General features: G+C 41.6%; 30 protein-coding genes. 29 read left to right on the top strand and 1 reads right to left on the bottom strand.

From position 1 onward, the window contains the following. The first annotated feature begins 44 nt into the window (after window positions 1-44). From ACUJFL_RS10305 to kynU, 3 genes are all read left to right on the top strand, one after another. Window positions 45-1,130 carry an AI-2E family transporter gene (locus ACUJFL_RS10305; RefSeq protein ID WP_445424774.1) on the top strand — a complete coding sequence of 362 codons (1,086 nt, stop codon included), beginning with the start codon at window positions 45-47 and terminating at the stop codon, window positions 1,128-1,130. Window positions 1,131-1,251: 121 nt separating this feature from the next. Then, window positions 1,252-2,148 (top strand): alpha/beta hydrolase family protein, encoded by an 897-nt coding sequence (locus ACUJFL_RS10300; protein WP_445427403.1) that lies wholly within the window; start codon window positions 1,252-1,254, stop codon window positions 2,146-2,148. Beyond that, window positions 2,145-3,380 (top strand): kynureninase, encoded by a 1,236-nt coding sequence (gene kynU, locus ACUJFL_RS10295; RefSeq protein ID WP_445424772.1) that lies wholly within the window; start codon window positions 2,145-2,147, stop codon window positions 3,378-3,380. The genes ACUJFL_RS10300 and kynU overlap by 4 nt, the downstream gene beginning before the upstream one ends. On the opposite strand, the gene ACUJFL_RS10290 is transcribed toward kynU, so the two are convergent. After that, on the bottom strand, window positions 3,373-3,990 hold the full coding sequence (locus ACUJFL_RS10290) for a DUF938 domain-containing protein (RefSeq protein WP_445424771.1): 618 nt from the start codon (window positions 3,988-3,990) through the stop codon (window positions 3,373-3,375). The two genes, kynU and ACUJFL_RS10290, sit on opposite strands and share 8 nt — an antisense overlap. A gap of 323 nt (window positions 3,991-4,313) precedes the next feature. On the opposite strand from ACUJFL_RS10290, the gene ACUJFL_RS10285 reads away from it, so the two are divergent. The 26 genes from ACUJFL_RS10285 (at window position 4,314) to ACUJFL_RS10160 (ending at window position 20,263) form a co-directional block, all read left to right on the top strand. Then, window positions 4,314-4,742, top strand: coding sequence for a hypothetical protein (locus ACUJFL_RS10285; RefSeq protein WP_306178393.1), 429 nt, complete (start codon window positions 4,314-4,316; stop codon window positions 4,740-4,742). A gap of 480 nt (window positions 4,743-5,222) precedes the next feature. Continuing rightward, window positions 5,223-5,624 (top strand): hypothetical protein, encoded by a 402-nt coding sequence (locus ACUJFL_RS10280; protein ID WP_445427402.1) that lies wholly within the window; start codon window positions 5,223-5,225, stop codon window positions 5,622-5,624. 194 nt (window positions 5,625-5,818) lie between these two features. Then, on the top strand, window positions 5,819-6,265 hold the full coding sequence (locus ACUJFL_RS10275; RefSeq protein WP_445427401.1) for a hypothetical protein: 447 nt from the start codon (window positions 5,819-5,821) through the stop codon (window positions 6,263-6,265). 908 nt (window positions 6,266-7,173) lie between these two features. Beyond that, window positions 7,174-7,485, top strand: coding sequence for a hypothetical protein (locus ACUJFL_RS10270; protein WP_306178520.1), 312 nt, complete (start codon window positions 7,174-7,176; stop codon window positions 7,483-7,485). Window positions 7,486-7,665: 180 nt separating this feature from the next. Beyond that, on the top strand, window positions 7,666-8,001 hold the full coding sequence (gene qacK / locus ACUJFL_RS10265; protein ID WP_445429078.1) for a quaternary ammonium compound efflux SMR transporter QacK: 336 nt from the start codon (window positions 7,666-7,668) through the stop codon (window positions 7,999-8,001). A gap of 144 nt (window positions 8,002-8,145) precedes the next feature. Continuing rightward, window positions 8,146-9,009: a hypothetical protein gene (locus ACUJFL_RS10260; RefSeq protein WP_445427400.1), complete on the top strand. Its 864-nt coding sequence runs from the start codon at window positions 8,146-8,148 to the stop codon at window positions 9,007-9,009. A 108-nt stretch (window positions 9,010-9,117) separates the two neighbouring features. After that, window positions 9,118-9,519: a GFA family protein gene (locus ACUJFL_RS10255; RefSeq protein WP_445427399.1), complete on the top strand. Its 402-nt coding sequence runs from the start codon at window positions 9,118-9,120 to the stop codon at window positions 9,517-9,519. Window positions 9,520-9,658: 139 nt separating this feature from the next. Further along, entirely contained in the window at window positions 9,659-10,003 is a 345-nt protein-coding gene (locus ACUJFL_RS10250) for a hypothetical protein (protein ID WP_445427398.1), read from the top strand. Between the two features lie 77 nt (window positions 10,004-10,080). Further along, window positions 10,081-10,437 (top strand): hypothetical protein, encoded by a 357-nt coding sequence (locus ACUJFL_RS10245; RefSeq protein WP_445427397.1) that lies wholly within the window; start codon window positions 10,081-10,083, stop codon window positions 10,435-10,437. Window positions 10,438-10,556: 119 nt separating this feature from the next. Then, a complete protein-coding gene (locus ACUJFL_RS10240) occupies window positions 10,557-11,069 on the top strand; it encodes a hypothetical protein (protein ID WP_445427396.1) in 513 nt (170 codons plus the stop codon). Window positions 11,070-11,506: 437 nt separating this feature from the next. After that, the gene (locus ACUJFL_RS10235; protein WP_445427395.1) at window positions 11,507-11,884 is read left to right on the top strand and encodes a hypothetical protein; all 378 of its coding nucleotides are present in this window, start codon (window positions 11,507-11,509) and stop codon (window positions 11,882-11,884) included. A 100-nt stretch (window positions 11,885-11,984) separates the two neighbouring features. Then, window positions 11,985-12,365, top strand: coding sequence for a hypothetical protein (locus tag ACUJFL_RS10230; RefSeq protein ID WP_445427394.1), 381 nt, complete (start codon window positions 11,985-11,987; stop codon window positions 12,363-12,365). Between the two features lie 121 nt (window positions 12,366-12,486). Next, a complete protein-coding gene (locus ACUJFL_RS10225; protein WP_445427393.1) occupies window positions 12,487-12,777 on the top strand; it encodes a DUF3144 domain-containing protein in 291 nt (96 codons plus the stop codon). Between the two features lie 87 nt (window positions 12,778-12,864). Next, window positions 12,865-13,317 (top strand): hypothetical protein, encoded by a 453-nt coding sequence (locus ACUJFL_RS10220; protein WP_445427392.1) that lies wholly within the window; start codon window positions 12,865-12,867, stop codon window positions 13,315-13,317. 81 nt (window positions 13,318-13,398) lie between these two features. After that, complete coding sequence (locus ACUJFL_RS10215) at window positions 13,399-13,863, top strand: hypothetical protein (RefSeq protein WP_445427391.1); 465 nt, start codon at window positions 13,399-13,401, stop codon at window positions 13,861-13,863. Window positions 13,864-13,948: 85 nt separating this feature from the next. Further along, complete coding sequence (locus tag ACUJFL_RS10210; protein ID WP_306178903.1) at window positions 13,949-14,212, top strand: hypothetical protein; 264 nt, start codon at window positions 13,949-13,951, stop codon at window positions 14,210-14,212. Between the two features lie 102 nt (window positions 14,213-14,314). Beyond that, window positions 14,315-14,659 (top strand): hypothetical protein, encoded by a 345-nt coding sequence (locus tag ACUJFL_RS10205; RefSeq protein WP_445427390.1) that lies wholly within the window; start codon window positions 14,315-14,317, stop codon window positions 14,657-14,659. 73 nt (window positions 14,660-14,732) lie between these two features. Beyond that, the gene (locus ACUJFL_RS10200) at window positions 14,733-15,011 is read left to right on the top strand and encodes a hypothetical protein (protein ID WP_306178884.1); all 279 of its coding nucleotides are present in this window, start codon (window positions 14,733-14,735) and stop codon (window positions 15,009-15,011) included. A gap of 99 nt (window positions 15,012-15,110) precedes the next feature. Further along, entirely contained in the window at window positions 15,111-15,398 is a 288-nt protein-coding gene (locus tag ACUJFL_RS10195; RefSeq protein WP_445427389.1) for a hypothetical protein, read from the top strand. Window positions 15,399-15,525: 127 nt separating this feature from the next. After that, window positions 15,526-16,098: a hypothetical protein gene (locus ACUJFL_RS10190; RefSeq protein ID WP_445427388.1), complete on the top strand. Its 573-nt coding sequence runs from the start codon at window positions 15,526-15,528 to the stop codon at window positions 16,096-16,098. Between the two features lie 653 nt (window positions 16,099-16,751). Beyond that, on the top strand, window positions 16,752-17,159 hold the full coding sequence (locus ACUJFL_RS10185) for a YcxB family protein (protein WP_445427387.1): 408 nt from the start codon (window positions 16,752-16,754) through the stop codon (window positions 17,157-17,159). Between the two features lie 491 nt (window positions 17,160-17,650). Then, window positions 17,651-18,079, top strand: coding sequence for an energy transducer TonB (locus ACUJFL_RS10180; protein ID WP_445427386.1), 429 nt, complete (start codon window positions 17,651-17,653; stop codon window positions 18,077-18,079). A 110-nt stretch (window positions 18,080-18,189) separates the two neighbouring features. Next, the gene (locus ACUJFL_RS10175) at window positions 18,190-18,459 is read left to right on the top strand and encodes a hypothetical protein (protein WP_445427385.1); all 270 of its coding nucleotides are present in this window, start codon (window positions 18,190-18,192) and stop codon (window positions 18,457-18,459) included. A 110-nt stretch (window positions 18,460-18,569) separates the two neighbouring features. After that, window positions 18,570-18,830, top strand: coding sequence for a hypothetical protein (locus tag ACUJFL_RS10170; RefSeq protein ID WP_226752462.1), 261 nt, complete (start codon window positions 18,570-18,572; stop codon window positions 18,828-18,830). A 125-nt stretch (window positions 18,831-18,955) separates the two neighbouring features. Beyond that, entirely contained in the window at window positions 18,956-19,477 is a 522-nt protein-coding gene (locus ACUJFL_RS10165) for a YcxB family protein (RefSeq protein ID WP_445427384.1), read from the top strand. Window positions 19,478-19,573: 96 nt separating this feature from the next. Beyond that, window positions 19,574-20,263: a hypothetical protein gene (locus ACUJFL_RS10160; protein ID WP_445427383.1), complete on the top strand. Its 690-nt coding sequence runs from the start codon at window positions 19,574-19,576 to the stop codon at window positions 20,261-20,263. Window positions 20,264-20,302 lie beyond the last annotated feature (39 nt).

Raw genomic sequence — 20,302 nt, 5'->3', positions numbered from 1 at the left:
GCACTTAAGGTGCAGCGCTTTAATTTGTTATAGGAACAACCGTCATGGCTAAAAAGTTTAACGCCGAATCGCGGCACTATATTTTAATTGCCGCGCTGTTATTGGCGCTTTATGGCAGTTATTTGCTGATTGCGCCCTATGTGGGTGCTTTGGTGTTAGCTTTTGTTTTATCGTTACTGTGTTTCCCGCTGCATCAATGGATTGAACAAAAATGTCCCGGTAAACCCAATTTGGCTGCAAGTTTGTCCTGCTTATTGTTAGTGGTGGTGATTATCGTGCCTATTACGATTGTGTTTATGGCAATAGTGCAACAGGGCGTCATGTTTACCAAGCAAAGCTACACTTGGTTAAATGGTGGTGGGGCAGAGCAGTTGCTGCAACATCCGTATTTATTACAAGCACAAACCCTGGCGGCTGAATACTTACCAGGCGATGGCTTTACTGCCAAATCAATAGTTGAAAAAATGACTGAGTTTGCTTCTGGTTTTAGTCGTGAATTGTTAGATCTCAGCACAAAATTGGTAGGCGATATCACCGGTTTCTTATTTGGTTTTGTGTTGATGCTTTTTATTCTGTTTTTCTTGTTACGTGATCACGACAAAATTGTCGATACCCTGCATTGGGTGATCCCGCTATCACGCTCGCAAGAAGAAGCGTTATTAACTGAAGCAAAAACGGTGGCTCGCTCAGCTGTTTTAGGATCGGTCTTAACCGCCATTGCTCAAGGTATTGCAGGGGGCATTGCCATGGCCATTGTCGGCTTTCCCGGTTTATTTTGGGGAACCATGATGGCTTTTGCGTCGTTTATTCCCGCCATTGGTACGGCGCTGATCTGGTTGCCGGCAACGCTTTATTTGCTACTCACCGGTGACTGGCCTTGGGCTATCTTTTTAGCCGCTTGGGGGATTATCGTGGTAGGCTCTATTGATAATGTGCTACGGCCGATCTTGATGCAAGGTAGCTCAAACATGAGCACCTTATTGATTTTCTTGTCATTGATTGGTGGGATCCAATTGTTTGGCTTAATAGGCGTTATTTATGGGCCGATTATTTTTGCGTTAACCTTGGTGTTGTTGCGGCTTTATACCATTGAGTTTAAATCCTTTTTAGAAAAACAAGACAATAGCTAACAGCGCTAACTCGCGTAGTTTGTACCTAGGCTTAAACTACACTCTTTTTGGCGAGTTTAGGCCTTACATCTGCGCGACTTTATGTTATAACTGCGGCAATTATTCTTTAATATTTGTTTAAATGCGCCTACTTATTCCTATTAGCTTAACATTGCTACTCAGTGCCTGTGCACAGCAACCTGACTTAGAACCTGACCTAGCCACTGTTGCTGATGACAGGTCGTTAACTCAGCCTGTGCTGTTATCACAAGTTTCTTATAGCAGCTTATTACCCCTCGCCGCGGCTGTTCCCGAATCGGCCAGCCAACGCATTAACTACGGTACAGGCGCGCTGCAATATGGCCAGTTGTTTTTACCGGCGAATGGCTCGAACACGCCGGCACCGCTGCTAGTCTTTGTGCATGGTGGATGTTGGTTAAATGCCTATGATATTACACACAGCCAGGCCTTTAGCTATGCCTTAGCCCAACAAGGATATGCGGTTTGGTCTATTGAGTATCGGCGAACCGGAGATGAAGGCGGCGGTTGGCCAGGCAGTTATCAAGATATTATGCAAGCTTTACGCTACATTCCTTACTTGCCCCGCAAGCAACTGGATCTTAGTCGTGTTGTGCTAGCCGGGCATTCCGCTGGCGGGCATTTGGCGCTCTTGGCCGCCAGTGAAGTCACTATGACACCTGCATTAAAAGGCGTCATTGGGCTGGCCGCGATTACCGATGTAAAACGCTACAGCCAGGGTGAAAATGGCTGTCAAAAAGCGACGCAAGGCTTCTTTGCCGGTGATCTACAAAGCCAAGCAGAGGCTTACCAACAAGCTAACCCGGTAGAACAACCACTACCTCAATCAACCTTACTGTTACACGGCAGTGCAGACAGTATCGTTCCGATTGAGCAGGCCAGTGACAGTGGTTTACCGATGTTGTTGGTACCCGACGCGGGGCATTTTGATTGGATCCATCCACAAAGCGCTGCGTATAACCAATTTTTACTTTCTTTAAATGAGCTGATTTCGCCGTGAATTATCAAGAACTGCTGCAATTAGATCAACAAGACCCGTTACACAAACTGCGTGAAGCTTTTGTGTTACCAGACGACACCATTTATCTCGATGGTAATTCTCTTGGTCCAATGCCGAAAGTGTGTGCTGAACGTGCGCAAGAGGTGTTACATCAGCAATGGTCACAAGACTTAATCAAAAGCTGGAACACGCATCAGTGGATTGAACTGCCCAGCAAAGTAGGTAGCAAAATTGCCGCCTTAATTGGTGCGGCACCAGAGCAAGTGATGTGTTGCGACTCTACCTCTATTAATTTATTTAAGGTACTAAGCAGTGCCTTACTGTTGCAACCCAAACGCCGTATTGTGTTATCACTTAATGGCAACTTTCCAACCGATCTTTATATGGTTCAAGGCTTAAGCAGCTTAATTGGCGAAGATCGCTGTGAAATGCAATTAGTGGAAGAAGCGGAACTTGAGCAAGCATTAACTGACCAAATTGCGGTGTTATTACTGTCGCATGTCGATTTTCGTTCTGGCAAATTGCTTGATATGGCGCGCATGACAAAACTTGCGCAGCAACAAGGCATTTTAGTGATCTGGGATTTAGCCCACAGTGCCGGAGCTTTACCCGTCGCCTTAGATGACTGCCAGGTCGATTTCGCAGTGGGATGCGGTTATAAATATCTGAATGGTGGCCCTGGCGCACCGGCTTTTTTATACGTGGCGAAGCGGCATTTATCTAAAGTATCACAACCTTTAAGTGGCTGGATGGGGCATAAAGCGCCCTTTGCTTTCACTATTCAATATGAAAAACCTGCCGGCATCGAGCATTTTTTAACAGGTACACCGCCCGTCATTTCCATGAGTGTACTTGATGCCGCACTTGATGTGTTTGCTGACGTTAATATGCAGACTGTGCGTGCTAAATCCTTAGCATTGGCCAATACCTTTCATCAATTATTGACAAGTCATGCTGAACTTCACGAATTAACCCTGTTAACGCCATTAACAGAAGCCGAGCGGGGCAGTCAGTTAGCTTATCGTCATCCTCAGGCATATGCGTTATGTCAGGCGTTAATTAAGCGCGGCGTAATCGCTGATTTTCGCGCTCCCGATATTTTAAGATTAGGTTTTACCCCGTTATATTTACGTTATATCGATATGTGGATCGCCGTAGAAATATTAAGTGACGTGGTAAAAACAGCCGAATATTTAAAAGCAGAATATGCTGTAAAGCAAAAAGTTACCTAACTTTGCTAAAGCATAATAAACGATTATTTGCTGGCATGGCGTGATCATGCGTTAGGTGAAAACCTTGTTGTTGTGCCAGCACTAAAACCTGCTCGTGGTCACGAATACCCATTGCTGGATCCCGAGTTTTTAAACTCAGATCAAAGGCCTGATTGCTTGTGCTGGTAAAGTGCCCTTGGTAATTAAAAGGGCCATAGATACACAAGATGGCTTCTGGCTGGGTTAATTCATTAAGACGACTAAAAAAATGCTGCACCACAGGCCAAGGCATAATATGTAAAGTATTTGCGGTAAAGAGCGCATCTGCCCGCGTGACCGGCGCAGCATCTGCACAGATATCTAATGCCAAAGGCAAGGGTAAATTAGCCAAGTTAGCACGACGAATACGCTCAGTTAATGTGGGTAAATACTGCGATTGATCGGATGCTTGCCAAACTAAATGGGGTAAATGTTCGGCAAAGTAAAGCGCATGTTGGCCCGTACCACTACCAATTTCCAAAACTCGCTGATGTTTAGCAAACAATTGCTGTAAATGACTGAGAATAGTGGCTTTATTGTTTTCACAGGCCAGTGAAAAAGGTAAATCGGTGTATTTATTATCTCTGCTCATAACGTAAAGTCATACTCTGTGTGCAATAAAACAAAGCATATCATTAAAACCCTAGCGGTTTTAATGCAACAGAGGTTTTTATGTTAGCCCATACTACGGCGAATGAGCACAAATATCGCGTAAATGTTAAGCATTCTGCATAACCCAAATGGGTTATACTGAGTGCTGAGCTCGATATAAAAAACCCTAAAAAATAGCATTTATATTGAATAAAATCATAACCTTAAAATAATTTCATTTTTTTAGGAAAAAACAGTAGCAGGTTGATAAATTATTAGCTGCTATTATGAGTTTGTAGCAAGTCGTTAAAGAGGGTCGCCATTATGAAATTATCAAAATTGTTAGTACCATTGTTGTTCATGATACCTATGACTCAAGCTGTGGAAGTTGGCCCTGCACACACCGCGGGCTCATCTTTTCATCAAGCAAGAGCAACACTAGCCACTTTTTTGAATCATATGACCTTTTCTGCTGAAGAAAAGCACTGGTTTGAACAGTCTGCGGAATCGTTAGAGAAGGTTATTTACTTTAATGGCACTGACCGCGAGGCCGCTTTAGCACTATTAGTTGAGTTAGAAATGAATACCACCTGTTTTTTACAAGTGACCGACCAAAATCAATTCAACAGACATATGGGTACACTGTACTTATTAGTGGCGGATAACGATATTAAAAAACAGAAGTTAAAACAGTTTCATGAGTTTCTACAGATCCCTGGCATCAGACCAGCAGATAACAAGCATTGTAACTAATAGCGAAATACCGATTAAACAGATACAGGGATGTATTGCTTGTTGTTTGAAAATGCTCTCTCAAACTGACATGATAAATAATGTTAATGACTATTCCGTTCAATCACACCATTTGCTATAGCTTTTTAGCTGCCCCAGCATAGTTAACTCACGTTTAATCTTCATCGTTATTGCCAACGATTCTTCAGCGACAAGCTCTAATAAGCACCTCTGGTTAAAACCTAGATTAGCAGAGAAGAATTTTATATTTACTTGGCGATAATCAAGAACTCGGCGCACGTAACTCCAGCGCTTTTAGCCCTATTAATGTAGCAATATGCTGAACAAATTACGTATTTAGGTTGCTTTATTGACTAATTTGAATTGTTTTTGAGCAAAAAAAGTGTAGCTTTAAAAACAATATATTTACATAAAATCCAACATTAAGATTCAATCCCAGCAATTATTGTAAATTGTTTAAGCAATTGGAGCGTGTTAAAAATGATCAAATTATCAGCTGCTATCATATTTTCTATGCTAATTATGGGTTGTGCAAAATCGTCTCATAATATTACTGGCCAAGTTAAACCTGTTATTGCATCCTCAAATGTTGTTGTTTATGACGACGCGCCACAGGCCTACACAGAAATAGCCACGGTCAGTGCCAGTAGTCGAGAATATACCGTACCTTATGATCCCTCAAGCAAAGAAGAAGTAGTGGATCTGTTAAAATCTGAAGCTGCAGCCTTAGGTGCAAACGGCGTTATCATAACGTATCTTGATAATGAAGGTTTCACTAAAAGGGTCGCTACAACAAGCGCAACGAATAACAGAATTGTCGGTTTGACCACTGAAGATAGATTCATCACTAAAGCTAATGGTATCGCAATTTTCGTTAAATAAAATTCACTGGTTTAGTCTGTTTCATAAACCATAGAGAAAAATTATAAAGGCCTTATTGGAATAATACTCTTCAGTAAAGCCTTTTTTGTTCTAAATTAACCGTTAATGGCTATGGCTAGCCAAACAAATTAACAGCACACGAACTGAACTGTTTCTCTGGCCAGCAAGGGATGACTTATAAAAAGGAATTATAAATGCCTTATAGAATGATCTTAACAATTGTGTTTTTTTCCTATACGCAAACAGCGATGGCGGCGCTGGATTGCAAGTCTGATGGAAGCAGAGAGCAGGTTGTTTATGCTTCAGCTGCGAGTGAGCAAATTACATCTTGGAAACCCGGTGCCGGTATTCACACACTCACGCTAAATAATCATTTGGCTATTGGAGTTAAAGTAGAAGAGGCATCTGCAGAATATTATGCAAAAAGGTTTGGGCAGGATGAGTATGTACCTGAACTCGTTAAAATCACTTTTTATGATATGAATACGGATCGTCCGAAAGAGCTAACTCATACTTGGGCTGGTGCGAATTCTGTTCAAATTTTCAATGCTATCGGTAATGCGGATCAGGTTATTGAGCTCGCAGAACCCGGCTTAATACTTAATTTGATTAAACAAGTGTGTGTCAAAGTCGGTGTGTAAAGCTGGCCACTTAGCGATTAACTGAATGCCGATAGCTCTCGGTATTCAGCCACCTTTCGATGTAATTCACGAAATACTTTAAAAGACCGATTATTGTCTTTTTTTCAATACTTTGCGGGATGATGATACACCGATGAGTAAGACAAAATTTCAGAGAGGATAGGTGAAGTATTTCTTATTAGTCCATTTCAATTTAAATACTGTTCACTTCAACCGGCTTGTTAACACCTACTAGTTAATTATTAATTATTCACTTGAAATAAAAGAACCCTGTTTCTAATTTTTAGCTTTGTGCGAAATACAGTCTTTTCTGTGATATTGACCAAGCCTTAATGCTTGTATTTACATACAGCCACTATCGAAAGTGCATCGTGTATTGTTAGACGGATATTTCCGCATTTATCACTAATAGTAAAGTTTCTGTACCCATAACTCATTGTAAACAAGTCAGAATCAATGTAATGTTATCAACATGAAATTTACAAATACGGAAAAGTCCGTGTTTAAATACGGATGTTTCCGTCGAATAAGCGTTATGTGCTCGCAGTAACCGGGAAAGTGCCAATTTGAAAAAATTTCTGATTTATTTGTTTTCGATCTTATTGTGTGTCGTGTTGTCGGTTTGGGTTGGCTCGGAGTTAGTCACGCAGTATGAAATGCTATCCTCAGGTCAAAAACGACATGAGCTTGGGGAGGATCTGGGGTTCGGTATTTTGCTGTTTATCTGGCTGGTACCAGAGGTAATTATTGGCATACTTTTGGGTAGCTATATAGGCAAACGTATTAATGTCAAAATATCAAGCACATAACAATGCGCACCATTCGCTCCCTTTGGTCGCTGGGACGTCAACCCGCTGCGCGGCTCGCCGCCCATGTGCTATGCGTTATGCGCTGATGGAGTTCGAGTAATGGATATGACATCAGAATATCTGGAAGGATGCTCGCCTTACATTGATAGACTGATATATGACATTGGCAAAAGGCAGCTAATATTGGTCTGTGTTGATTCTCCTGAAATATGTAAACCAGTGATAGAGATCATATTTACTGGTATAGAGTCGTATAAAGAGGAAACGCTTGACGATGAGTATGACGATCAATGCATTGATAGTGTAATCGGAATTAATTGGCTACATGAAAAGACCATTTGTATTCACACGGAAAAAAAAGAGATCATAATAAAATTCGATGGAAATTTTGTTAAAAATTCAATCGCATAACAAACGCAGCCACACACGGCCACTGCGTGGCCTGGACCTCAACCGCTACGCGGGTTTCGGCCTGTGCTGCGAGCGTTAGATGTAATTAACCGGAAAGTTGCGCACGAATAATTTTTTTCTTCAAGACTGCAATTTTAAGAGAAAAAGACATATACTCCCTTCGAATCATATTGGAGGCGGATCATGAAAAGCTGGTTATTTCTTACTATTGCGATTCTTGGAGAGGTAGTTGCAACATCTGCATTAAAGTCCAGTGAAGGTTTTACGAAGCTCGTACCATCTTTCATCGTAATTGTTGGCTATGGAATTGCATTTTATTTCCTTTCATTGGTCTTGAAGTCTATTCCTGTAGGGGTGGCCTATGCAGTTTGGTCTGGCCTTGGCGTAGTATTAGTCACTGCTTTTGCATGGGGGCTTTACGGGCAAAAGATTGATGCATGGGGTTTCGTGGGTATTAGTTTAATAGTTTGCGGTGTATTGGTTTTAAATTTGCTTTCTAAGGCAAGCGTTCATTAAGTGGCACTGGCATCTAACAATCGGCAGCAGGCGGACAGCCTACACTACGCGGTTTTGTGTTACTCGCTGCGCTCAAACATTAACACAAAACCGCTCCGTTACGGCTGCCGCTGTGCCGGGCGTTAACTGTACAAGGATGGTTTTGTGAATTCTGACATTAAAAATGAACGCACCTTATTGCCTTTTGTTGTTTTGACTGGCGTAGTAGTCGCTCCCTTAATTTTTATTGCTGGTCTGATTTTCGGCACTGAATTAAATAGTGCGATAGTTTTAACGGCAGATTCATTATCTTCATGGGTTGGTGCAATTGCTACTGTATCTATTGCTGTTCTGACCTTTATTCTTGCCAAAGAAACTTGGCATTTGAGAATTACACAGATCGCTCAACTTAACGAAATAAGAAAAGAATCAATGAGGCCAAATGTAGTGGTTAGTCTTCAACCATCTATGGTCAGCATTACTTTTTGGGATGTTATTATCCAGAACTTAGGTAAAGGAATTGCCAAGAATGTAAAATTTAGCTTTAAAAATACTGATGGTACTATTGCAACTGTCGATAACAACCATCTAGTAAAAGTGTTTAGTAAACTTTCGTTGTTCGAGAATGGATGCTCTTCATTGGGTTTGGGTCAAACGATTAAAAGCTTCCTGCTTGGATTCGGAGATCTTGAAAGAGATGTGGGTAAAGATAATCTATTCCTGCAAAGAATCAGACTGGAAATATCCTTTGAGGATGCAGAAGGCACTCCCTATAAAAATTCATTAGATATAGATTTTTCAGATTTAAAAGGTATTTCTACATTAGGTGGTGCCACTGATCCTATTTATTCATTGTTCAAGGAAGTAGAAAAGCTGAGAAAAGTATTTGAACCAGTTTTTAAGTCAGGCAATAAACGGCTAAAAGTTGATGCGTATGACACCAACGATAGAGTTACCGAGCGCGAGCAAAGATTAGAAAGAGAAAAGGAATATTTGGCTCAAATGGAAAAAGAGGAAAAGTACAGTTAACAAGCGCCATCAAAAACGCGCCAGTTGGGCGCTCGACTCGCAACAAGTTGCTCGCGTTTGTGGCGGGCGTTATGTGCGCGCGATCTACAGGCAATAGAGGGAAACTTGATGACTGATTATTCTGGTTCTTGCCTGTGTGGCAATGCGAAATTTGAAGTGCAAGGGAAGTTCGATGGCTTTTACCTGTGTCATTGTCAGCATTGCCAAAAGGATACCGGGTCTGCTCATGCGGCAAATCTATTTTCGAGCTCAGCCAAGTTGACCTGGTTGGCGGGATCAGATTCTGTGACTACCTTCACACTTCCAGGCACTCGCCACAAGAAAAGTTTTTGTAAATTCTGCGGTTCCGCATTGCCAATCATTCACGAGGTGGGGCTTCTCGCCATTCCCGCCGGGTGTTTGGATTCGGAAGTTTCTATGTCACCAACAGCTCACATCTTTACATCCAGCAAAGCTGTTTGGGATAAAGGTTTAGGTGATGTGCCAGAATTCGAGGGGCTGCCAGAGTGAGCAGCTGTCACATAACAAACCGTGGCAGTTCGCGCCTATCGGCGCCGGACTCGCTACGCTCGCCGCTGCACAGGGGCGTTATGGCTAGGAACCAGCGATGAAGAAATATCTATTTTTGATACTCCTTTCGTGCAATTGCATGGCTAACGAATTAGTTCAAAGCTTTGAAGAAGCGAAAGTGCTTGCCGAAGAGACAGAGTCAGTTCCCTCATATAAAGACCATCAAAATAAAGTTTTAATACCATACTTTGGTGACAAGTATTCAAAGGTCCTTCAAGGCTGTTTTAAGTCAGTAAAAGCCCCGGATGACTCTAGCTTTGATCTAATCATAGCTCTTGGTTCAACAGGGAGTGTGGATAAGGTTTATCGAGATCGTGAAACGAACATTGGTTTGTGTATGATTAGGGAGCTAGAAAAAGATAAATTTCCTAGTCCAATAAAGTCGCCATTCTATGTTCACATTTCTATGAGCTTTGCCGAATGAGCCATAACAAAGCCATTAATTTGACCGTTTTACGCTGCGCTTCATGCGGCAAATTATGGCGGCGTTAGGTAAATATAATGCAGTCATATAGTAAAAAAGAATTCATCCAAGCGATTGGTTATTCACCGTGGTTTTTGGCGATATTTACAGTCATTTTTTTGGTTTTGAGTTTTTTTGAGAGACCAATTTACTTCTTACTATTTTTAAGTATTCCTTATGGTCTTTATACCGCTCTTGTATTACCGTTTTTGTGGCGTAGGAATAATGATTGGTTAGGTGGTTTTTTGACGGTGATGCCAATTGTGTTTTTCATAAGTTCTTATGGCAACCACTTTACGGCAGTTCAGGCCGTCTGTGCCGCTGCGGCGTTTACTTGCCTTATATGGCTATTGTTCAAAAATAAGTTTATCGGCTATGTTTCAAACAATACCTAACAAGTTACTAAATTTCGTTCCGGCCACAAAAAGCTTGGCCTCCACGGGACTGCCTACGCTGCGCTGCGGCAGCCCATTAGTAATGCGTTAGGCACTGAATTGAGTTGAAGACTGCAGGCATGATTGAGCAACCAAAGAAATTTATTTCTGACACTTTGCGACCTGATTATCCGCCAATGGTGCCTTTGCTTAAAGCTGATTGGTCAGGGCTTGCATTCGATCGTAATTTTTATACTGATCTGGCTCCTGCGTTCTTATGGGATGCGTTATTGTCGTTTGAAGATGGCAGCGAAGTCGCAGTCATTTCATTCGGGGATCTTGAGCTAGACAAATTACCTGTATTTGTTCAAGCTGATCGTGAATCGCTCTTGTCATATTTGGGCAATGATTTCCGGTTTACGGCAGACCACTATGTTTTCTCTCAAAAACAAAACTGGGTTTGTAGGTTAGATCAAGATGTCACCCTTATCGCAGGTGAAACCAAGCTGATTCAACGATTAGTAGATTGTTGTGGTGGATTAGAATCGGTGATGAAAATAATTTCATGCGACTTTAATTCAGGACAAAATGATGAGTATGGTTTAGAAAAATATTTAATAAATTTAACGGCAGGGCTTATAAATCGTGCCTAACAATACGCAGCACTCGCTCCCGTTGGTCGCTGGGACGCCAAACCCGCTAACGCGTTTTTGTCGCCCGTGTGCTTTGCGTTAGCAGGTGTTCGGGTTTTAACGGTTTTAGTCAGTAGTTTTATTCCGGCCTTGCTCGTGTTTGGTTTTCTTAGCGGCAGTGCCAAAAGGTTAAGTTCGCCAGTTTGTGGGTTTAGTGCAAACGGTGGTGGCGGTAGCGTTGTTCTTCCTGGCTTCGCTTAATAGTTTTACAGGTTCCGGATGGCTCGCCGTATCGCAGCTTACCGGTTTCGTTTTTAATAAAAAGCAGCTTGCCGTTGTTCGGGTCTGCCAGTGCGGCAAGCCGCGCAAGTCCGGTTCAGGCTGCTAACAAGCAAAGGCAGCCGACGCGTACCGCGCAGCTGCTTTGGGCGTTACATTTTTGGTAGGGACCGAGCGAAATGAATTACCTTAAAAGTGGGATGTTTGTTTTTACTTGTACGGTTGCTCCTTTTCTTACGTGGTATTTGTTACAAACGTTTGTTTTTAGCCAATGTGATCCTAAATTTGGTTGCTTCGGGACTTTCAAACTATTTTTTTTCATATTGATTTTATGGGGGCTACTGGCTGTAGTTGGTCATATTTCTAACTTGTTTATTCAGTCAATAATGAAAGGAACACCACTAAAAGCAAATAACTACATGGTGGGATTATTCGGTTTTATTTACGGTTTTGGACATTTGTCAGTGTTCTCATACCATGGTATTGATCTGATGTTCATATTTTTTGCATTATTAGCAGCATACTTTTTAAGTTTGGTTTCTACGCTAATTAAATAAAATGTAACAAACGCCTAAAACAACGCGGCCTCTGGCCGCTGGACTCGCAACAAGTTGCTCGCCGTTTAGGCGAGCGTTATGTTTCAAAAGGAAATTGAAAGTGAAACTCATTTTTATCGCTCTATTCGCATTAACATTTCAAGCGCATGCAGGCTGCGATATCTCGGAAGAGACACAACGGGATTACAATCAGAAATATGGGGATCATATTTCTATCGAAACAACATTGAGAGACTCTAGTTACTATGTTGTAGCTAGTCTTCCGACTGCCATCGACAATCAAAAATTTAAGGCCGTATGGTTATTCGCTGATAGCGTCGATGAACCATCTTTTGTAGCACCATTAGAGACATTTCAAGAAGGTGACATGTTTTTAGCTTGGTACGAAATTGATGCAGGCTTAATAAGACGTCATTTTGTTGCTGCCAAATTTGGTGAAGATTGCGGTACTAGTGTTATCAAGGAAATATTCTACAAATGAAACATAACAAAACGCTGTTGGCACTCCCTTCGGTCGCTGGGACGCTAACACGGGGCCGCTTCGCGATTATAGCCCCATGTTAGCGCCCCAAAGCTTAGCGTTATGCACCGAAGGAGAATCCGTGCAAGAAGTAGATGACGAATTTTATGAGCGTGCTGATGCGCACATTCATTTGTCCAACGATCAGATAAATGAAAAGGCCACCCTAGGCAAAGTAAGTGCTTCAAATATGTACGCTACGGCTCGTTTCAATGCGTGGGTTAGTGCGTGCGGCTGGAATAATGGCCAAGAAATGGCTGCTTCCAAGCAAGAGACACTAGACTACTTCGTCACTGAATACCGGAAAATGCTCGAAGAAAACCTAGATGATTACATCGAAAACTTCGAGTCTTACATGAGGCCCAGCGAGTAATGCATAACAAGGCCATTAAATTCGCTCCCTACGGTCGCCGGACGCTCGCAAGCTCGCCCCGTTTATGGCGGCGTTAGGCTGTAGAGCATGGATCGAGACGAAGATTTGATAAGAGGTGTTGGATACATGGTTATTCAAGCTTCTCACTTAGAAAGAGAAATTGAAGAACTGTGCCGTTGGTTGGGCTTGGCCTTTCCCAGACCTGAGCACCATGAGGCAATTCGAGTTAGCGACAAAATTAAGTGGTGCAAACAAAAGATTAAAGATGCGAATGATCATGCTCTCGAAAGCCTTGATAAAGCTCTTGATAAGACTATGAATCTTTTGGAAAAAAGAAATAAATTGGTCCATGGTCAGATATATTTCGCATCAAATGCACCTGAAAAAATAATTTCAACGAAAAAAAGTGTTCACGAGCGAGAGCTATTAGCATCGGAAGTTTATGATTTAGCAGAAAATATCTATGAGCTTCATCAAAGCTTATTGGGTGAAAATGCTTTTAAACTTGTCGAAGCCCTGAAAGATAAAATAAATGCCTAACAAGCGCCTTAAACATCGCGGCTTGCAGCCGCTGGACTCGCAACAAGTTGCTCGCCGTTTAGGCGTGCGTTAGGTTTTTGTATGCCCCGAGACCATGCAACTGAAGCTGATTACTATCTATACGGTATCGAGCTGGGAATACTTGGCTTCGAAAAAGCGATTGAATGGGCAGACAGCATCATAGAGTTAGAAGCTGAACCGGAAGTAGAAATCATTGATATCGCATTGGCTGCTCCCAAGGGCCGCAATGGTGTTATGGACGCTCTGAAAGAGGTAAAAGGTGTAAGAGATCCTCAAATGGCTGGAAGAATGCTGTTGAGAGATCTTAAATCACTTTTACAAAATGGAAGCAATTTAAAAGCTATATCTAGCAAAGCTTTAAATGTTACTTGGGTTACCCAAATGCCTGAAGAAATAAGATGGAAATTTGATTATATCGACGATGATATATCACTTGCGGAGCAGGGCATCTACTCTGATATTGAGCAATGCAAAATTGAGCTAAAAGAAATGTTGGAACTGTATCAATATCATGAAGCAACCTAACAAGCGCCATCAAAAACGCGCCCGTTGGGCGCTCGACTCGCAACAAGTTGCTCGCGTTTGTGGCGGGCGTTAGGTGATCTAGAGCATGGAATATTTAGCACCGGTTATTTCATCAATTGTTGTCGGGCTTATATTGCTGAGTCTTGGGCGATGGTTAGAGCGTAAAACCAATAAGAACTTCAAATCTTTGGGTGAGTGGGGATTTATCGTCGTTATGTTTGCCGCTAGCTTAAATGTTTTTCTTATAAATAAGTTGGCTTTAGATGAATGGGGTATCTTGATTGTATTAATAAGTACGTGGTCTATATTAACCTTTTTTATATTATGCTTCGGCAAGACAAACACCTAACAATGCGCAGCAGTCGCGGCCTTTGGCCGCTGGGATGCCAACCGCGATGCGGTCGTCACCCATGTGCTTTGCGTTATATGCCTTTGTCAGCGCAGGAGTAAAATGAAAGTATCGTTGGGAAAACTGAGCGCATGGTTTGCCATAGTCGGTGCAATCGGAATATTTACATGGATTCCTTGGCTAATATACAAATCCATTACTGGGGATAGTTCATACGATTTTTTTATGTTTTTTAGCATGATGGTTGGCGTACTGCTCTCAATCGCTCACCATTTTTTAGCCTTCTTTGTTAAATGTCCTAATTGCGGCAAATCATTGATGGTTAGAGGATTCAAAAAAATAAAGCCAGATACTCATGACAGTGGGTTAGAAGTGGCATTTTTATGGTTTACCGATAAAGTCCACTGCATGCATTGCGGTGTTAAGGTCGATAAATGCGGCATATAACAAGCAAAGCCAGCCGACACGTACCGCGCAGCTGCTTTGAGCGTTATACGTTTTTGGGATGAATTAGGGAATCATGGAAGTTTTAAATACTGCTTTACTGATCAATATCACCACAATTGGGTTTATCCTAGTTGCAGCCTTTGTTGCTTCAAAGTCTTCAGGACTTTCCAAAAAATATTTTTTGTTCGGATTGCTGGTTATGTTAATAAATTCCTTAGTTGCAATACCGCTCACAGTTTATGGTCTACAAGTATTTGATAGTGAAAATGGGTTATTTATTATTAGTAACATCAGTGGTGCATTTTTCGGTATTGGGGTGCTTATTTGCGCTTATGCTTTCAAGGTTAAATAAAGACACGTATAACAAGTTAAATCATCGGAAAACCACTCGCTGGCTGCGCCAAAACGCTCGCGTTTTCCGCTGTTTAAAGCGTTATAAGGCATCCGAGATATGAGCGAAGAAGAACAATTTGTTGAATGCTGCACTCATGGAAAGCAACAAGCGACATATGTATGCCAACATATTGTGCAAAGCCTTCGAGATGGTAAGCCCAGGGGTTTTTGGTCTGCTGAGCCGGAGCCGGGCGATGAACGGCCAGATTCATGGTGTAGTGCTTGCGAAGATAAAGTTAACAGCACCGGCGGCGAATGGAATGATGAATCCGAGGAATTCGCTGGTGTAACTTTGTTGTGTGGGGCTTGCTATGATCGAGCAAAGAACATGAATAGAAACAATTAGCTATGGTGCAAGTGCCTTATAACAAACGCATTAAGGGTGGACGCAAAAAGCTTGGCTTGCGCTCATTCTTCGCTAATTATAGCCAAGCCTTTTGCTCCACTTATGCGAGCGTTACATGGAGTAAGTCATGGCTTGGTTGCCAATGTATTTAGTAGAAGAAGACTTAAAGAGCTTGTCTGATTTTCTTTGCTCAGAGGAACAAATTTCACTTGTTAAGTCTGTTGGTCAGGGGCGTTGGCAGGCATTTAGCGACTTTGAAATATCCGAATCAGGTCGTTACTGCCTCTTCCATTCTGAATCGGGACCTCTTCCGTTATTGGCTAAAAACCAAAGTGATCCCGATGGAAAAATATCAAACCCATTTGAAGGGTGGCAAGAGAAGCGTTCAGGGGCTAATCCTACTCAGCCATATTTTGGCGCAGGGCATCCTGCAATCTTTTGGCTTAATGCCCGCCTTAAAGTAGAGGGGAAAGTAGGTATGTCTTCATTTGAATGGATTGGAAATCATTACGCACGAACAGGCAGTCCGGCACCAGAGGTTGCAAAGAAGTGGTGGGGACGACTTGGTAGGTGGGTAAGAAAACAGTCGTTTAAAGTACCAAGGTCTGGAGCATTAGACGGTAGCGGCAAAGAAATTTGGGCGTTTAGTAGCGCAATGTTGGAATTTGAGTCAGGAGTTGATCGTGCTAGTAACCCGTAAAATCCATGTAACAAACAGCTCAAGCCGACCTCCACTGCGTTGCTCGTTTTGTGCTGTTCCGCTACGCCCGCACAAAACAATCAACTCCGTTCCGGCGGCTTAGCTGGGCGTTATGTGTAGGCGATATGATAAGCACTGAATTCAGAATGATTTTGCTATTTGCTCTAATAATTATCAGTGGAATACTGGATTATTTGATACGTAAAGAATGGCACATTTTCTTTCCGCTATTGAAAAAGCATGACTCACAATTCGTAAATCAATATGATCATTTTGGACCATCGATCTTTGAAAGGGCAGCTTTAATTTTTCAATTGTCATTTTGTGGATTAAGTTTTCAGGGTGCTGGTGCGGCCTTAATAAGTAGCGTTAATAAAATTCGGAACCTGAATAGACTGCGTTGGTTTACACTTTTTCTTTTTGTTGTGTTTGGATTTATCTACACATAACAAGCAAATTTTATCGCCAGCAAAAAGCGCTGGCTGCGACGTCAACCCGCTGCGCGGCTTTCCGCGCTAAATTTGGGCGTTATGCAAAAGGAATGAGATGAGAGTAACGACGGATATCTCAAGAATGGATCTTGTAAGGTTAAACTTAAGATTTATGTTTACAACATCCTACATGTATAAATATTTTTTATTATTGTTGCTATTGTGTTGATCATAGTATTTTGGGAAACAGGTATACCAAACACAGAAAAGAAATGGTTTATTTCTATTTCTGGGGCGTTTCTAACTGGGCTTGCTGTAGTTGGCATATATTCAGTCTTCTGTATTGGTTCAATTTTGTTACGTTCCAATACCTCAAACGGTATTCTAGGTGTTCATGAGTATGAGCTCAGAGATGAAGGCTTATTTGAAAAAACAGCGGCAAATGAGACGCTAAATAGATGGGAAGGGCTTGGTAAAGTCTCAGTATCTGGTCCCTTCTTATTACTGCAAGTATCTGGATTTTTGTATCATATTTTTCCGAAGAAGTGCTTTAAAACCGAAGAAGATTTTAATTCATTTAAGACTGCGCTTCAGAACAAGGTTTACCAAGCGCATAACAAACCACTGTAGTCGCTCACTACGTTCGCGGGACAAAAACACATGGGCTGTCTCGCTTCGCTCGCATTTTAGCCCATGTGTTTTTGCCCCTAAGTGGGGTGTTAGCCGGCTGTCGAGAAGTTGTAATTTCAAAACCTGTTTTACTTTTCGGGTCTGCTTGCGTTAAGTTGTATCTTAGTTGTTAATTTATTCCGTCGGGTTCGCTAGTTTGTTGGTCAGGTGCAATCTCTGATGGGGCGATAGCGTTGTTCCTTTTGGCTCATTGGCTCCGCTTTATCAAGTTTTAAGGTTCCAGCCATTTTCTTTGTATCGCACTTGGCTGGTTATGTTTTTAATTTTGCACAGGGGTGCTGTTGTTCTGCATCGCATGGCGGCAGTGCCGCGTGGGGTGTGTGTTTGTCGCCGCTAACAAGGCGCATCATTCGCTCCCTTCGGTCGCTGGGATGCCAACCGCGATGCGGTCGTCACCCATGTGCTTGGCGTTAGGGCAATAAGGAAGTTCAGTGAACAAATCAAAACTATTAGCAGTTTCGGCGCTCTTTGCGCTAAGTGCCTGTTCAACAGTAAATCAAACAGTTGTATCGGAATCTCTAGATTTAGTTGGTAACAAAGAAGCCGTTGAAAAGTATTGGGTAGTTGAGCGTAAAGTTGCTCCAGAATATCCGCTGGCGGCTGGCAAAAATGGTATATCGGGTTGCGTGGAATTTACGCTTTTAATTGATGGTGACGGTAAGCCTCAAAACTTGACGGTAATTAAAAGTTTCCCTGGCTCAACCTTCAACAAAAAGGCCTATGAAGCATTGAGAAAATGGCAGTGGACACCCGCTGCTAGCAATACTCAAAAGCAGCAAGTTCTAACAACGATACAATTAGACTTCACTACTCAAAAGTCAGTTAATCATGCTGAGGCCTATGCAGCGTGCAAAATTTAAATTGCCCTAACAAACAAATATTATCGCCAGCAAAAAGCGCTGGCTGCGACGTCAACCCGCTGCGCGGCTTTCCGCGCTAAATTTGGGCGTTATGTTGCAAGGAGCAACTAGTGGGATTAGCTCAAACCTTAACAACTGAAAGCGGTAATGCTCAGGAGTTTGAAGAGTTTATCCATTCACTAAGTGATGTAGCCTCACTAAAGAAAACAGAAACCGGCTGGATCGTTTCAAAATTTGAGAATCAACAATTTATATTTGAAATTCAGTTGATAGCGAATGGTTTTTATATACATCGTTCAGGAAATTACTTTTCTTTTTTTGGCTTTTTTATAGAGGCTGTAACAGGTAATTTCGGCCGGGTTTCTATAGAGGATGTTTAATTTGTTGCAACATAACAAGGCGCATCACTCGCAGCCTGCGGCTGCTGGGACGTCAAACGCTAACGCGTTTTTCCGCCCGTGTGCTTTGCGTTATATTTTCAGGGAAGTCCATGCGTATAATTAGTATTTTAGCTTTCTTAACGTTGGTTGGATGTAGCGAAGCTGACATAGAGCCATGCAGTCAAGTAGAGATCGGAATGTTCGAATCAGAACTTATCAAAGAACTTGGCAGTCCTTTTCAAAAATCTGATGAAATAGATAATAAGAAAGCGTTAATGTTTAAAGGTGAAAATATTCCAACAATAATGATTGTTGAGTTAAACAAAACCGAGTTAGGTAAATACAAAGTGTCGCATTGTAATGTCATGTAAAATTGAAAATATAACAAGCAATTCAAAAGGGACAAAAAACAGTTTGCTGTTTCGTTCCTCAACATTTTAGCAAACAATTTTTTGCCCGTTAATTGGGCGTTATACATACATGGAAAAGTTGATTCATGATTAAAACAATTAGAGTAACTGAGAAAGATTACCTCAACTTCACTAATTACGCGTTTAAGCGGCTGTGCACACCACAACCTAAGGGCGGTAAAGGCTTCATCAAGAACATGATTATTTGGTGCATTTTAACGATAGCTTTTATGTTCTTATTTCAGATTGATTCAATATCATTATCTAGCTTTCATTGGCCGTCAGCATTAATAGTCACATTTCCTTTTACAGTGTTTATTGTCGCTTACTATATGAATATGCGTAAACTCCGTCAGTCGAGTATTCCCAATCAAAATGGCTTAATGCTTGGAGAAAAAACCATAGAGTTTGGTACTGACGGAATTACAGAAATAAACCCACTTGGAAATTGTTTCTATAAATGGGAAAGCGTTGAGTCAGTGGAAGATAATAGCGGTGATCTTTATATTTTCTTAGATAAGCTTTTTGCCTTAATCATCCCTGCTGCTTCTTTTACCTCAGATATAGAAAAAGCCGAGCTCCAATCAATAGTGAAAAAGTATGTATAACAAGGCGCTATTGACGCCACTGTCGTGGCTGGGACGGCTTACGCTGCGCTCCAGCCGCCCCAAAGCTTTGCGTTATAAGCCTTTAGAGTATTAAGCATGGAAGACAATAAATTTTTTAAATTAGTATGGCGTTTTAATGGCTTACTTATTTCTGTCGCAGGCATTTTGGCAATCGGTGTACTTTTGTTTGCCATGTACCAAATTTTCAAAGACGTAACGAGAGAGCGTAATGCTCAAAACATAGTTAATATTGAGAAAAGTGGTGAAGTGAAACAAAACTGGAGGCTTGGCCACGTTATTCATTTATCTAGTCATAAAACGTTAATGATTCCTTTAAACTCGGATCAAAGTTTTGACCGAGGCTATTTTAGTAAATCTTCCAATTCGACTAGAAATTATCTATTTATAAACACTGAAACTAATACAGAGCAGTGGCTGTTTGATCACACAAACTACCTAATTGAGAGCACTAACCAATTACGAATTGGTGATTACGACTCTAATACCCCGGTTTTAGCAATTTTTTATAACTTAGTTAAATTAAACACTAACAATGATAATCAGCTTACGCCAAGTGACTTAATATCAATTTCAATGTCTAAACCTAATGGCTCGGGTTACAAAGAAATAATAACTGATGTAGAGCAAGTAATTGGCAACACTCTTTTATCTGAAACAGAGTTATTAATCATCTATCAATTAAACGGTAAATCACTTATTTCTATCATCAACTTAACTAACTTTGAGCTTAGTAATACAAAAGAGCTGCCTAAAGTCGGCTCATAACAATCGCATTAAGGGTGGACGCAAAAAGCTTGGCTGCGC

The organism is Alishewanella sp. HL-SH05, assembly GCF_052655985.1.
Note: the sequence above shows the minus strand (reverse complement) of the source record. Positions and strands in the feature narration are given on the sequence as shown.